The 14,226-nt window shown below is 69.4% G+C and carries 13 protein-coding genes; 9 read left to right on the top strand and 4 right to left on the bottom strand.

Features of this window, described 5'->3' with window-relative positions; translation table 11 throughout:
* Positions 1–153: 153 nt before the first annotated feature.
* The 4 genes from AC1ROC_RS09015 to AC1ROC_RS09000 all read left to right on the top strand — a co-directional run bounded on the left by AC1ROC_RS09015 (position 154) and on the right by AC1ROC_RS09000 (position 3,901).
* On the top strand, positions 154–1,143 hold the full coding sequence (locus tag AC1ROC_RS09015; protein ID WP_492999608.1) for a DnaJ C-terminal domain-containing protein: 990 nt from the start codon (positions 154–156) through the stop codon (positions 1,141–1,143).
* A 2-nt stretch (positions 1,144–1,145) separates the two neighbouring features.
* Positions 1,146–1,562: a heat shock protein transcriptional repressor HspR gene (locus tag AC1ROC_RS09010; RefSeq protein WP_085368231.1), complete on the top strand. Its 417-nt coding sequence runs from the start codon at positions 1,146–1,148 to the stop codon at positions 1,560–1,562.
* Between the two features lie 111 nt (positions 1,563–1,673).
* Complete coding sequence (tdh, locus tag AC1ROC_RS09005) at positions 1,674–2,717, top strand: L-threonine 3-dehydrogenase (RefSeq protein WP_492999606.1); 1,044 nt, start codon at positions 1,674–1,676, stop codon at positions 2,715–2,717.
* Complete coding sequence (locus tag AC1ROC_RS09000; protein ID WP_492999604.1) at positions 2,717–3,901, top strand: glycine C-acetyltransferase; 1,185 nt, start codon at positions 2,717–2,719, stop codon at positions 3,899–3,901. Before tdh ends, AC1ROC_RS09000 begins: the two co-directional genes overlap by 1 nt.
* Here the strand turns inward: AC1ROC_RS09000 and AC1ROC_RS08995 are convergent.
* The gene (locus AC1ROC_RS08995; protein WP_492999602.1) at positions 3,898–4,947 is read right to left on the bottom strand and encodes a LacI family DNA-binding transcriptional regulator; all 1,050 of its coding nucleotides are present in this window, start codon (positions 4,945–4,947) and stop codon (positions 3,898–3,900) included. The genes AC1ROC_RS09000 and AC1ROC_RS08995 overlap by 4 nt on opposite strands.
* A gap of 142 nt (positions 4,948–5,089) precedes the next feature.
* On the opposite strand from AC1ROC_RS08995, the gene AC1ROC_RS08990 reads away from it, so the two are divergent.
* Complete coding sequence (locus tag AC1ROC_RS08990) at positions 5,090–6,487, top strand: MFS transporter (protein WP_492999601.1); 1,398 nt, start codon at positions 5,090–5,092, stop codon at positions 6,485–6,487.
* A 35-nt stretch (positions 6,488–6,522) separates the two neighbouring features.
* Entirely contained in the window at positions 6,523–9,018 is a 2,496-nt protein-coding gene (locus tag AC1ROC_RS08985) for a beta-glucosidase family protein (RefSeq protein ID WP_492999599.1), read from the top strand.
* A 48-nt stretch (positions 9,019–9,066) separates the two neighbouring features.
* Here AC1ROC_RS08985 and AC1ROC_RS08980 read toward each other — a convergent pair whose 3' ends face one another.
* Positions 9,067–9,315 carry a hypothetical protein gene (locus tag AC1ROC_RS08980; protein ID WP_492999597.1) on the bottom strand — a complete coding sequence of 83 codons (249 nt, stop codon included), beginning with the start codon at positions 9,313–9,315 and terminating at the stop codon, positions 9,067–9,069.
* Between the two features lie 10 nt (positions 9,316–9,325).
* Positions 9,326–10,273, bottom strand: a complete 948-nt coding sequence (locus AC1ROC_RS08975) for a DUF2599 domain-containing protein (protein WP_492999596.1) — start codon at positions 10,271–10,273, stop codon at positions 9,326–9,328.
* Positions 10,274–10,464: 191 nt separating this feature from the next.
* On the opposite strand from AC1ROC_RS08975, the gene corA reads away from it, so the two are divergent.
* Both corA and AC1ROC_RS08965 read left to right on the top strand, forming a co-directional pair.
* Entirely contained in the window at positions 10,465–11,436 is a 972-nt protein-coding gene (gene corA, locus AC1ROC_RS08970; protein WP_492999594.1) for a magnesium/cobalt transporter CorA, read from the top strand.
* A 70-nt stretch (positions 11,437–11,506) separates the two neighbouring features.
* Positions 11,507–12,628, top strand: a complete 1,122-nt coding sequence (locus AC1ROC_RS08965; RefSeq protein ID WP_492999592.1) for a class I SAM-dependent methyltransferase — start codon at positions 11,507–11,509, stop codon at positions 12,626–12,628.
* A 39-nt stretch (positions 12,629–12,667) separates the two neighbouring features.
* Here the strand turns inward: AC1ROC_RS08965 and AC1ROC_RS08960 are convergent, their stop codons facing one another.
* On the bottom strand, positions 12,668–13,927 hold the full coding sequence (locus tag AC1ROC_RS08960) for an MFS transporter (RefSeq protein WP_492999590.1): 1,260 nt from the start codon (positions 13,925–13,927) through the stop codon (positions 12,668–12,670).
* Between the two features lie 74 nt (positions 13,928–14,001).
* On the opposite strand from AC1ROC_RS08960, the gene AC1ROC_RS08955 reads away from it, so the two are divergent.
* The gene (locus AC1ROC_RS08955; protein WP_492999588.1) at positions 14,002–14,181 is read left to right on the top strand and encodes a hypothetical protein; all 180 of its coding nucleotides are present in this window, start codon (positions 14,002–14,004) and stop codon (positions 14,179–14,181) included.
* Positions 14,182–14,226 lie beyond the last annotated feature (45 nt).

Raw genomic sequence — 14,226 nt, 5'->3', positions numbered from 1 at the left:
CGCCACGCGAAGCGGCGGGATCCTCATCCCGCCGCTTCCGTGGTGCGCGCTCGCGATAGATGCAGACTTCATACACACAGACTTCACACCAACAGACTTCACACCAACAGACTTCATACACACAGGCACACACAGGCTGAGAAAGGAGGCGCCGTGGCAAGCCAGGACTGGTTCGACAAGGACTTCTACAAGGTTCTTGGCGTCTCCAAGGACGTCACCCCCGCGGAGCTCAAAAAGGTCTACCGCAAGCTCGCGCGCAAGTATCACCCGGACTCCAACCCGGGCGACCCGGCGGCAGAGGCCAAGTTCAAGGAGATCAGCGAAGCGCACTCCGTGCTCGGTGATCCCGAGCAGCGCAAAGAGTACGACCAGATTCGCGCGATGGGCTCCGGTGCCCGCTTCACCGCGCCGGGCTCGGCAGGCCAGGGCGGCTTCGACGACGTGTTCGGCGGGATGTTCGGCGGCGGTGGCAACCGCGGATACAGCTACCAGCAGGGCGGCAACTTCGACGACGTGTTCGGAGGGCTGTTCGGCAACAGCGGCGGTGGCTTCGGTTCGGCGAGCGGCGGATTCCGCGGCTACGGCGGACCGACCCGCGGCCGCGACGTGACCGCGCACACCACCATCGACTTCATCACGGCGACCAAGGGCGAGACCATCACCCTGCAGGCGTCGGACGGCAAGCCGATCAAGGTCAAGATCCCTGCCGGCGTCGCCGACGGGCAGAAGATCAAGCTGCGCGGCAAAGGCCAGCCCAGCCCGGATGGCGGAGAGCCGGGCGACATCGTCCTCACCGTCACCGTGCGCAAGCACCCGGTGTTCGAGCGCGACGGGCTCAACCTGCGCGTCACGGTTCCCGTGACGTTCGCGGAGGCGGCCCTCGGCGCGACCATCGAGGTGCCGACGCTGGGCGGCGACCCCGTCAAGCTGCGCGTCGCTCCGGGAACGCCGAGCGGCCGCGTGCTGCGCGTCAAGGGCCGCGGGGTGCAGACCTCGAAGGGCACCGGCGACCTGCTCGCCGTCGTCCAGGTGGCCGTGCCGTCGCACCTGTCCGCCGAGGCTCAGGAGGCGCTCAAGGAGTTCGCCGCGAAGCTTCCGGACGAGAACCCGCGCGAAGAGCTGCTCGCCAAGGCCCGCGCCTGATCATGGATGAGAACAGCCAGGTCTTCGTGATCTCGATCGCGGCCGAACTGGCGGGGATGCACCCACAGACCCTCCGCCAGTACGACAGGCTCGGTCTCGTCAGCCCGAGCAGGACGGCGGGCAAGTCCCGCAGGTACTCGATGCGGGATGTGGCGAAGCTGCAGGAGATCGCGCGGCTCGGCGCGGAGGGCGTGAGCCTGGAAGGGATCAGGCGCATCCTGGACCTGGAGGATCAGGTGGGAGCGCTGACCACCAGGGTCCGCGAACTGGAGACGGCGCTGGCCGACGAGCTCCTGAACCGCCCGGGCCACCGCGTGTTCGCCGCCGGCCCCGCGGGCGAGGTCGTCTCGCTGCGCGCGGGCACCCGAACCAGGCGCAGCACCCAGGTGGTCGTCTGGCGCCCGCTCGACAGAGACTGAAGCCTCTCGCCCGTCTAGGCTGTCAGCGGCGATACGTCCCGCCTCACGAGGGCGGCGCATCCCGAACAGCTTCAGCACCCCCACGAGGGGCCGTCCACAAGGAAGGTGGCGATGAAGGCTCTCTTCAAGAGCGAGGCCGGACCCGGTCTCGAACTGGTCGACGTACCGGAGCCCGTGATCGGGCAGGAGGACGTCAAGATCCGCGTGCTGCGGACGGGCATCTGCGGAACCGATCTGCACATCCAGCGCTGGGACGACTGGGCGGCCTCCGCCGTCGCCGCCCCGCTGATCCCCGGGCACGAGTTCTTCGGCGAGGTGGTCGAGGTCGGGCCGCTGGTGCACGACGTCGCCGTGGGCGATCAGGTGTCCGGCGAAGGGCACATCGTCTGCGGAACCTGCCGCAACTGTCGCGCCGGCCGCCGCCAGATGTGCATCCGCACCCAGGGCCTCGGCGTGCAGCGCAACGGTTCGTTCGCCGAATACCTCACCCTCCCCGCCACCAACGTCTGGGTGCACCACAGCACCATCGAGCCGGAGGTCGGCGCACTGTTCGACCCGCTCGGCAACGCGGTGCACACGGCCCTCGCGTTTCCCGTGGTCGGCGAGGACGTGCTGGTCACCGGATGCGGCCCCATCGGCCTCATGGCCATCGCCGTCGCGAGGCACGTCGGAGCGCGGTTCATCGTCGGCACGGACATCAGCGCATCCCGGCTCGCTCTCGCGGAGGGCATGGGCGCCGACTACACGGTCGACGTCTCGCAGGCCCCCATCCGCTCGGCGCAACAGGCGCTCGGGATGCGCGAAGGCTTCGACGTCGGCTTCGAGATGAGCGGGGCGCCCAGCGCGCTGCCGCAGATGATCGAGAACATGAACCACGGCGGCCGCATCGCCATGCTCGGGCTTCCCTCCGCGCCGATCGCGATCGACTGGGGCAACGTGGTCACCCACATGCTCACCCTCAAGGGCATCTACGGCCGTGAGATGTTCGAGACCTGGAACGCGATGGGCGCGATGCTGCAGACGTCGGCGACGCTGCGCGACGCCATCGCCTCCATCGTCTCCGACCGGTTCGCCGCGCGGGACTGGGAGAAGGGTTTCGCCGCCGCGGCGTCGGCAGGCGGAGGCAAAGTGATCCTGGATTGGACGGAGCTCTGATGTACGGAACGTTTCGGGAGACGGTCGCGACGCAGCTGAGCGAGATCGAGGAGGCCGGGCTCACCAAGCGCGAGCGCAGCATCCACGGTCCGCAGTCGTCGCAGATCGTGGCGGACGGCGCGGAGGTGCTCAACTTCTGCGCCAACAACTACCTGGGCCTCGCCGACCATCCTGCGCTGCGGGATGCGGCCAAGCTCGCGCTCGACGACTGGGGTTACGGCCTCGCCAGCGTGCGCTTCATCTGCGGAACGCAGGAGCAGCACCTGGAGCTGGAGCGGCGGGTGTCGCAGTTCCTCGGCACGGAGGCGACCATCCTGTTCTCGTCGTGCTTCGACGCGAACGGCGGCGTGTTCGAGACGCTGTTCACCGCGGACGACGCGATCGTCTCCGACGAGCTGAACCACGCATCCATCATCGACGGCATCCGCCTCTCCAAGGCGCAGCGGTTCCGCTACAAGAACCGCGACCTGGCCGACCTGCGCGCCCAGCTCACCGCGGCACGGGATGCGGGCGCCCGCCACACGGTGATCGTCACAGACGGCGTGTTCTCGATGGACGGGTACATCGCCCCGCTGCGCGAGATCTGCGACCTGGCGGACGAGTTCGGCGCCCTGGTGTTCGTGGACGACTCCCACGCCGTCGGGTTCGTCGGGGAGCACGGGAGGGGGACGCCGGAGTTCTGCGGCGTGGCGGACCGGGTGGACATCTACACCGGCACGTTCGGCAAGGCGCTGGGCGGCGCATCCGGCGGCTACGTGTCGTCGCACCGCGAGATCGTGGACCTGCTGCGCCAGCGCGCACGGCCCTACCTGTTCTCGAACACGCTGGCGCCGTCGATCGTCGCCGGCACCATCGCGGCACTCGACCTGCTGGAGCAGTCCGACCACCTGCGGGCGCAGCTCGTCGCCAACGCTGCACTGTTCCGCTCGCTGATGACCGAGGCCGGCTTCGACCTGCTGCCGGGCGAGCACCCGATCGTGCCGGTGATGTTCGGGGATGCAGCGCTCACTGCGCGCATCGCCGACGAGATGCAGCGCCACGGCGTGTACGTGACGGCGTTCTCGTTCCCGGTGGTCCCGCGCGGGAAGGCGCGCATCCGGGTGCAGCTGTCCGCGGCGCACACGGAGGACGAGATCCGGCGCTGCGTGGAGGCGTTCAGCGCTGCCAGGGATGCGGTGGCCTAGCGCTCCCTGCCCGCCCCGCCACTGCTGGGGGCGGCAGTGGACTCGCGCGCGATGACGCGCACGGGCGGTGCGTCGACGCGTTCGACGCGCTCGCCCGCGCGCATTCTCGTGTACGCGTCGTGCAGGGTCGCCGCGAGGGCGTCCGCGTCGAAGGCGACCGTGCTGAGGCGCGGGATGAACTCGGCGGAGCCCGCGTGGTCGTCTGCGCCGATCACCGACACGTCGTGCGGCACGTGGATGCCCGCGTCGGCCAGCGCGCGCACGGCCGCCATCGCGAGGCGGTCGTCGTATGCGGCGACGGCGGTGGGGCGCTCCGCGTCGAAGCGCCAGCCGCGCGCCCAGTCGCGGAGGGAGGCCGCCGACGTGCCGGCGTGGGAGACGGTGAGGGTGGCACCGGCGCGTGCTGCTGCGGCGCGCGCCCCGGCGAGGCGGGCGGCGGCGGTCGCGGCGGCCGTGGGGTCTGTCGGGGCGATGAACACGATCCGGTCGTGCCCGAGCCGCGTGAGCTCGCTGACGGCGGCGTCGCCGAACGGCTCCTGCGGCACGACGAGGGTGGGGGCGTAGCCGACCGGCTCCTGGCCGTGCACGATCAGCGCGCGGACCCCGGCGAGGCGCAGCAGCTCTGTCGCCTCCGCGTCGCAGCGGGCCGCCTCGGCGAGCACGGCCTCCGGGCGCAGCCGAGCCCAGAGCTGGGCGGCCTCCGCACCGGTGAGGTCGGTCTCGACGTGGCTGAGCGCATCCACCCCGTCGTCGACGGTGCGAGCGAGGAGTGCGGCGAACGCGCGTTCCAGCGTGGCTCCGCTGTCGCGCCCGGATGCGGTGAACAGCAGCCCGGAGACCGCCTCTCCGCTGGCGAGCGACCGCGCCGCCGTGTTGGGTGTGTAGCCGAGCAGCCTGGCGGCTTCGAGCACGCGGTGCCTGGTGTCGTCTGAGACCCGGGAGTTGGGCTTGTCGTTGAGCACGAAGGAGACCGTCGCGCGCGAGACGCCTGCCGCGAGGGCGACGTCTGCGCTCGTCGGGGCTTTGACGACGTGAGGGGTGAACATCCTGGTCTCAGTCTAGGCCGGAGCGACCTCGATGGTTACGCGAGTAAGCGGAAAACCGACCAATGACTTGTATTAAGCCGGACGGTGTCCTATGGTTACGCGTGTTAGCACGCAACGTCGCCTGCTCGAAAGGACAACCCCTGTGACAACGCCGTCGGAAGAAACCGGCACCACCCCCCAGCGTCCGGTTCAGCCCACCATCCCCTCCAACCTCTCCGGAGTGCCCGAAAGCTCGGCGCTCGCGTCGACCATCACCACCGCCGGCAGCCCGTTCAGCGCGGCCCCGACCTCCGCCGTCAGCGCGCAGCGCCCGGAGAAGGTGCGCATCCGGGGCAGGCTGCTCAAGCTGATGCTGTCGATGATGGTGGGCAACATCGCCATCTTCGCCATCTGGGGCGCCGTGCCGGGCGTGCTGCTCCCCCTGCAGGTGCAGGGCATCGTCGGCGAGCAGAACAGCGGACCCATCTTCGGGCTCGTGGCGACCATCGGTGCGTTCGCCGCGATGATCGCGCAGCCGGTCGCCGGCCTCGTCTCCGACCGCACGCGCAGCAGGTTCGGCCGCCGCGCCCCGTGGATGGTCCTCGGCGTGCTGCTCGGCGGCCTGTCCCTCCTCTTCATGGGCGCGGCCAACGGCATCGTGCAGCTCACCGTCGGCTGGGTGATGGTGCAGATCACCTTCAACTTCGCCCAGGGGCCGCTGAGCGCGATCCTGCCGGACCGTGTCCCGAGCGGAGCGCGCGGAACGTTCTCGTCGCTGTCCGGGCTCGGCCTCATGCTCGGCTCGCTCGGCGGCTCCATCGCCGGCGCCCAGTTCGCGAAGTCGATCCCGGCCGGCTACCTCACCTTCGCCGGAATCGCGCTCATCGTCATCGTGCTGTTCGTGCTCTTCAACCCGGACAGCTCGAACAAGGGGGAGCCGAAGCCGCCGTTCAGCTTCGTCGCCTTCCTGCAGACGTTCTGGGTCAGTCCGCGCAAGCATCCGGACTTCTTCTGGGGCTTCACCGGCCGCCTGCTGCTCTACGCCGGCTACTTCATGGTCACCGGCTTCCAGCTGTTCATCCTGCAGAAGTACATCGGCCTCGGCGCCAACGCGGTCGGCATGGTGCCCGTCCTCAGTCTGATCAGCCTCGTCGGCATCATCATCACCACCCTCATCGGCGGCCCGATCTCCGACAAGATCGGCCGCAGGAAGATCGTCGTCATCATCGCGGGCTCCGTCATGGCCATCTCGCTGGTGTTCCCGCTGATCCTGCCGACCGTCACCGGGATGATGCTGTTCGCCTTCGTCTCCGGGCTCGGCTTCGGCGCATACCAGGCCGTCGACACCGCCCTGATGAGCGAGGTCCTGCCGTCGAAGGACGACTTCGCCAAAGACCTCGGCGTGCTCAACATCGCCGCCACCCTGCCGCAGACGCTCGCCCCCGGACTCGCCGGGCTGCTCGTCTTCGCTTTCAGCTCGTACACGCCGCTGTTCCCCGTCGGCATCGTGCTCGCCCTCGTCGGAGCCTTCGCGGTCCTCCCGATCAAGTCCGTGCGCTGACCAGCGCATCCATCGAACCGAAAGACGCACCAACCATGACCGACCTCAGCACAGACACCGACACCGACTCCGTCGTCGCCGGCCTCGTCTCCTCCCTCACCCTCGAACAGAAGGTGCGCCTGCTCACCGGCGCCTCGTTCTGGACGCTGCACAGCGAACCGCAGATCGGGCTCGACACGATCGTCGTCTCCGACGGACCTGCCGGTGTGCGCGGTCAGCTCTGGGACGAGAGGGACAGCTCGGCCAACCTTCCGTCGCCGACCGCGCTCGCCGCATCCTGGGACATCGACCGGGTGTACGCACTCGGCCAGCTGATCGCTGCGGAGGCGCGTCGCAAGGGCGTCGGCGTCGCACTCGGCCCGACCGTCAACATCCAGCGCTCGCCGCGCGGCGGCCGCCACTTCGAGGCGTACAGCGAGGACCCGTGGCTGTCCGGCGTCGTCGGCACGGCGTTCGTCAAGGGCGTGCAGTCCTGCGGCGTCGGCGCGACCCCGAAGCACTTCGTCGCCAACGACAGCGAGACCGACCGCATGACGGTCAACGTCAACGTGGATGAGCGCACCCTGCGCGAGGTCTACCTCGCGCCGTTCGAGCGCATGGTCACCGAGGGCGGAGCCTGGCTGGTGATGTCGTCGTACAACTCGGTCAACGGCGTCACGATGACCGAGAACGAGTTGCTGCGCTCCCCGCTCAAAGACGAATGGGGCTTCGACGGCGTGGTCGTCTCCGACTGGATGGGCGTGCGCGACACGGTCGCGGCCGGTGTCTCGGCACAGGACCTCGCGATGCCGGGTCCGGACGGCGTCTGGGGCGATGCGCTGGTCGAGGCCGTGCGCGCCGGTCAGGTGTCGGAGACCGACATCGACGAGAAGGTGCTGCGCATCCTGAGGCTGGCAGGGCGTCTCGGCGCGCTCGACGGTGTTGAAGCGGTGACCCCGCTGGCCGAGCCGTGGCCGGCCGAGCGCATCGACGCGCTTCTTCGTGAGGCCGCGGCGGACGGCATGGTGCTGGTGAAGAACGACGCGGCGGGCGCATCCCCCGTCCTGCCGCTCGGCACGGACCCCGGCACCGTCGCGGTGATCGGTCAGCACGCCCGCATCGCCCGCAGCCAGGGCGGTGGATCGGCGACGGTGTTCCCCGATCACGTCGTCACCCCGCTCGACGGCCTTGAGGAGGCGTTCGGCGCAGAGCGCGTGTCGTTCGCGCCAGGGGTGCGGGCCTCCGAGTCGCTGCTCCCCGTGGATGCGACGGTCGCCACCGATCCGGCGACCGGCGAATCCGGGGTGCACGTGCGCTTCCTCGGTGCTGACGGCGAAGTGGTGCTGGATGAGCACCGCGGAAGCGGCCGTCTCACATGGCTCGGAGACCCCGTGCTCGCCGACACGGCGGTGGTCGAGGCGACCACCACGTTCACCGCGCCGGAGGACGGCGAGTACGCGGTCGGGTTCGCCGGTCTCGGACTGTTCCGCTTCGAGGTCGACGGCGAGCTGAAGAGCGACGGCCTGTTCTTCCCCGACGGCACCGACCCGTTCATGGCGTTCCTCAACCCGCCCAAGCAGTCCTTCCCGATCACGCTCGCGGCCGGGCAGACGGTCGCGCTGCGGCTCGAACACCGCCCCCAGCAGCAGCTCGGCCTCGCGGCCGTGATGTTCACGCTCGGCTACGAGGAGCCCTTCGGCAGTGCGGACGACGAGCTGGAGCGCGCCGTGTCGCTCGCCGCGGCCTCCGACGTGGCCGTCGTGGTCGTCGGCACGACGGAGCAGCTGGAATCGGAGGGCTTCGACCGCGACGGCCTGCGCCTCCCGGACGGACAGGACGAGCTCGTGCGCCGCGTCGTCGCCGCGAACCCGCGCACCGTCGTCGTCGTCAACTCGGGCGGCCCGGTGATCCTCCCCTGGCTCGACGACGCTCCCGCCGTGCTCCTCACCTGGTTCCCCGGCCAGGAGATGGGCCACGCGCTCGCCGACGTGCTGACCGGCGCCGTCGAACCGGGCGGCCGCATCCCGACCACCTGGGCGGCGACGGAGGACGACGTGCCTGTCTGGCAGGTCGAGCCCGTCGATGGCCAGCTCTACTACGACGAGAAGCTCAACGTCGGCTACCGCGAGTGGATGCGCAGGCAGGCGGCGGGCGGACCGGCCCCGGCCATCCCGTTCGGTCACGGCCTCGGCTACACGAGCTGGGAGTTCGGGGAGCCGAGCGTCGAAAGCGGTGGTGCTCGCGGTGCCGGCCTCGAAGTCAGCGTTCCCGTGACCAACGTCGGCGACCGTGCGGGCAAGCAGGTGGTGCAGGTCTACCTGAGCCGGGTGTCGGACTCCGACATCGAGCGACCGGCGCTCTGGCTCGCGGGCTACGCGGTGGTGCGCGCGGAGGCGGGAGAATCGACGGCCGCGACTGTCGCCATCGAACCGCGCTCGCTGCAGCACTGGTCGGTCGACGACCACGCCTGGCTGACAGAGAGAGGCACGTACGCGGTGCGGGTCGGTTCGTCGGTAGCGGAGCTGTCGGAGGCGGTGGAGTTCACGGTGTGAGCGGTGCGCTGGTCACACCGTGTGGATGCACGGTGTGACCAGCGTGGTTCAGTTCTGCCGGTTGCCGCCGGGGTGTCTGGAACTGCTGTGCTTCGACATCCCGTACACAGCCAGGACGAGCCCCACACAGGCAGCGCAGAGCCCTGCGACGAACGCTGCGATGACGAACGGGTTCAGCTGACCCGCCGTTCCGTTCAGGTCGGCATCGACGCCGCTTTCGAACAGCGTGGTGCCCGACCAAAGGGCTGAGACCGTGCCCACGAGGGAAAGGGCAAGTCCGATGAGACTCGTCTTCACGGTTGCCTCACTACGGGTTGCACGCCGCGAGAACAGTGCGCGCGTAGCCGACGTCGGGACGCCACGAATCCAGATTCCAGGGTGTCTTCCAGATCCCGACGTTGGCTGCGTGGCAGACGAGTTGGTCCCGCCACTTGTTTCCTTCGTAGGCGGCGGGAACGATCGCCTTGTAGTTCGCGTAGATCGTGTCTCCCGAGTACGCATTCCACTTGATCTGTGCAGGATAGACGCTGATGATCGTTCCCTGCGAGCTGCTGTTCTGGACGATCCTGGTGTAGAAGCCGTTGCTTCCGAGTGTCGTCGGATCGGCGACGATCGGGTACGCCGACCCGACGCCATGCTCAACTATCTGCGTGAGCGTGGTTCCGTTGATGACGTACCGCGTCGCAACATCCTTTCCTCGCGCATCCTTGGCCCACGGCAGCGCGATGGAGGCCACGAGTTCTCCCGCTCCGTCGACAGCGATAATTCCGCCGTCCGCCAACCGTCGCAACGTCACGCCACCGGAGTAGTCATACGAGTACGACGTCGGCGCATCCGCCCCTTCGATGATGGTGTTGATCTGCACACTGCCGTCGCTTTGGACAACCGGCACCGTGCTCGATCCATTGCGGTTGTCGAATGACACCACACCCGGCATCTGCACCTCAGCGTCCGCCGCCTGGTCTGCGAACGGGAGGCCGATCGAGACCGTGCCGCCTTCGCTGCCCAGTGTGATGCCGTTGGAGGCGTCGACCGGCACCGTCACCGTCGCCCCGGCCACGGTCGCGTCGATCGCATTCTCACCGGTAGCGGTCGTCGGCACGCTCGCCGCAGACTCGATGGTCTCTGGTGTTGCGGAAGCCACCACCGCCAACGTGTCGTCCGGGTTATCCGCGAATGCGGGAACCGCGCCAGCCGTCGCGATTGTCGTACCCACCGCGAACGCGGACACCCACCGCTTCGTCACCTTCGTCATGCTGTTCCTCTCGTCATCGAGTAGAAGCCCGGATATCTAAAATTCCGAACCTAACGTCATACACTAATCCATCCTCTATGTGGCGCGCGCTGCACTGCTCACGCGTCCCCGCAACCACAACGCCCCGCGCCTCCGCCCCACCTCGCCGTGTGACCGGGTAGCGTGGGGGAGCCCTCCCGGAAGGAGACCCCATGATCGTCGACAACGCCGTCTACGTCGACGGTCGGCGCACCGCTGACCCGACATCGCTGGAGCAGACGTTCGAGACGGTGCGGGAACGCAACGGGTTCGCCTGGATCGGCCTGTACCGGCCGACCGAGAAGGAGCTGGCAGCCGTCGCGACCGAGTTCGAGCTGCCGGAGCTCGCCGTGGAAGACGCCCTGAGCGGGCACCAGCGCGCAAAGCTGGAGAAGTACGGCACCACGACGTTCGTGGCGCTGCGGCCCGCGCACTACATCGACGAGACCGAGAAGGTCGAGTTCGGTGAGGTGCACGTCTTCCTCGGCGAGCAGTTCGTCATCACCGTGCGGCACTTCGAATGGCCGGACCTCTCGATCGTCCGGCACAGGATGGAGCACGACCCCCGGCTGCTCGCGCCCGGTCCGATCGGGGTGCTGTACGGCATCCTGGACCAGATCGTCGACGACTACGCGCCCGTGATCGCCGGCCTCGAGAACGACATCGACGAGATCGAGGACCAGCTCTTCAACGGCGACCGCACGGTGTCGCGCCGCATCTACGAGCTGTCTTCCGAGGTGATGACGTTCCAGCGGGCAGTCAACCCGCTCGGCGGGGTGCTGCAGAGTCTCAGGGACGCGCTCGCCGCATCCGGTGCGGACGAGTCGTTGCGCGACCGGTTCCGGGATGTGCACGACCACGTCATCCGGATCGTGGAGCGGGCGGACGGGTTCCGGCAGATCCTGCAGAACGCGCTGCTGGTGCACACCACGCTCGTCGGCCAGGCGCAGAACGACGAGGTCAAGAAGATCTCGTCCTGGGCGGCCATCCTGTTCACCCCGACGCTCGTCGGCACGATCTACGGGATGAACTTCGACCACATGCCGGAGCTGCACTGGGCGCTCGGCTACCCGTTCGCGCTCGCGCTGATGCTGGCGACCGGCATCGGGCTGTACTACGCGTTCAAGCGGAACAACTGGCTCTGACGCCGGATGCGCGGGCCGTCGGGCATCCCGCGAGGTCGGCGGGCATCCCGGGGCTGCGAGAATTGATCCCGTGTTCGAGTATGCGCGGTTGCGGCGGTGGCCGGATGTGGAAGGCGAGAACCTGTTCGCCTCGGATGCGGCCGACCGCCTGATCGCCGACCTGGCACGGGATGCGGTCGCCGCGGCTGCGGACGGCGAGGTCGTCGTCATCGGCGACGCGTACGGTGCGCTCACCCTGGCGGCGGCCGCAGAGGGCGCCACCGGTATCCGCGTGCACCAGGATCCACTCACCGGCGAGCAGGCGCTCGCCGCCAACGCCGCCGAGCTCGGCTACTCGGACGCATACCGTGGACTCCCGCTCGACGCCGAACTCGTCCGCGACGCGCGGGTGGTCCTGCTGCGCCTGCCGCGGAGCCTGGATGCGCTGGACGAGATCGCGACGCTGGTGGCGGCGCACGCTCATCCGGAGGCGGTCGTCTACGCGGGCGGAATGCTGAAACACATGAGCCTGGCCATGAACGAGGTGCTCGGCAGTGCCTTCGCTTCCGTCACGGCGTCGCTCGCCCGGCAGAAGGCGCGTGTGCTCACCGCCGAGCATCCGCAGCCGGTCGCGGACGCGCACGATCGGTGGCCGCGGCGTTCGCACGACGACGAACTCGGGATCACAGTGTGCGCGCACGGCACCGCGTTCGCGGGCACCTCGGTCGACATCGGCACCCGCTTCCTGCTCAGCGTGATCGACGCCGCCGCTCCGGATGCGCGCACCGCCATCGACCTCGGCTGCGGAACCGGCGTGCTCGCGACCACGCTCGCCCTGCGCAGGCCGGGCCTGCAGGTCATCGCGACCGACCAGTCCGCCGCGGCCGTCGCCTCTGCCTCGGCCACCGCTGTGGCGAACGGCGTCGCCGACCGCGTCACCGTCGTGCGCGACAACGGTCTCGCCGGGCAGCCGGATGCGAGCGCCGACCTGATCGTCCTCAACCCGCCCTTCCACATCGGCAGCGCCGTGCACACCGGGATCGCCCACCGGATGTTCGCCGACGCCGCACGCGTCCTCGCCCCCGGCGGCGAACTGTGGACGGTCTGGAACTCCCACCTCGGCTACCGTTCCGCGCTGGAACGCACGGTCGGGCCGACCAGGCAGGTGGCGCGCAACGCCAAGTTCACGGTCACGGCCTCCCGCCGCGAGTGAGCGTGGTGGGCGAGTGGCCGCGCCGCGCGGGTGGTGCCCTCAGCCGACCGCGTCGTCGCTCGCGTGGCGCGCGCGACCGAACGGCGAGAGCGCGAGGAAGACGGTGACCACGACGATCCCGGCTATCGCGATCCAGAGCGTCGGCCGGTAGCCGATGACCGTCGCGGCGAGGCCGCCGATGGGCGCCCCGACGACGATCATGGCGCGGTTCGCCGACCGCATCGTGGTGTTGGTGCGCGCCTGCAGCTCGTCCGGGGTGACGGCTTGCCGGTAGCCCATCTCGTTGGCGTTGCTGAGTCCCAGCCCAAGCCCGTAGAACCCTTGGCCGACCGTGAGGACCGTCACCACCAGCCAGGTGGCTGCGTCGCCGGGCACGGTCGCGATGAGGACCCAGCCGACCGCCATCAGCAGGTTGCTCGCGACGACTGCGACGCCCGCTCCCCAGCGGCGTCCGACGCGGATCGACACCGAGCTGCCGATCAGCCCGGCGACCCCGGCGCCGGCCAGGGCGATCCCGAGCTGGAACGCGCTCAGGTCGAGCGCGAGCAGCGCGAACGGCACGAAGACCGTGCCCAGGATGCTGTTGAAGAAGAACCAGCCGTGCGAGCCGAACGCCATCGGACCGAGCACGGGATGGCGGTAGACCCACCGCAGCCCCTCCGTGATCTCGCGGCGAAGGCTGCGGGCCGGGGTCGCCGTCGCCGGTGGTTCGTCCACCCTGACCCGCCAGATCGCGACCGCGGAGAAGAGGTAGGACACCGCATCCACGACGATGGCGGACGCCGCGCCGACGAGCGACACCAGCGCACCGGCGACGAGCGGCCCAGAGGTCTGCGCGACGGCGTCGCTCTGATCGGTGCGGGCGTGGGCGGCCAGCAGGGCGCTGCGGGGCACGATCCGCGGCACCAGCGACTGGGAGGCGGCGTCCCCGAACAGCGACAGCAGGCCCACGGCGCAGACGATCGCGAGCAGCACCGGGATGTTCAGCACGCCGAGAACGAAGAACAGCGGGATCAACGCCAGCAGCACGGCCCGCCCGAGGTCGCTCCCGATCAGCACCGGGCACCGCCTCCGCCGGTCGACCAACGCCCCGACCACGACGCCGAGCACCAGATACGGGAGCCACCTGGCCGCGTTGAGCAGCCCGATGTCAGCGGCGGTCCCGTGCAGCGACACCAGCACGAGCACCTGGAGGGCCAGCGTCGTGACGTACGTGCCGAATCCCGAGACGGTGTACGACGCCCAGTACGCGAAGAATCCGCGAATCCTGAAGACGTCGCGTCGCCCCGGTCCCGACATGCCGCTCCTCCGCTCGTGTCTGCGATCAGGGTAACGAATGGGGCGCGTGTGCCACGATGAGGCAGGGGGGTCCCATGGTTTCGGAGAAAACAGATCGGGTCGTCGTCCGCGTCGGCCGGGTTGTCGGCCGCGCGTTCAAGCGGGTCGTGGATGCATTGATGGTCGTCGGCTCGTCGCTCGGGCCGGCGCGCGGTGCGGGTGATCCGGAGGCCAGAAAAGGCTACGAGCAGCCGAATCGTGACTACCGGCCGTAGACCACGGCCGCGCCGCACGCCCGCACCCCAGGAATAGCGCACCCC

The sequence above is a fragment of the Leifsonia sp. GW821-FHT13C05 genome (assembly GCF_058806515.1).
The sequence above is the reverse complement of the archived record's forward strand: the minus strand, read 5'-3'. Positions and strand labels throughout refer to the sequence as shown.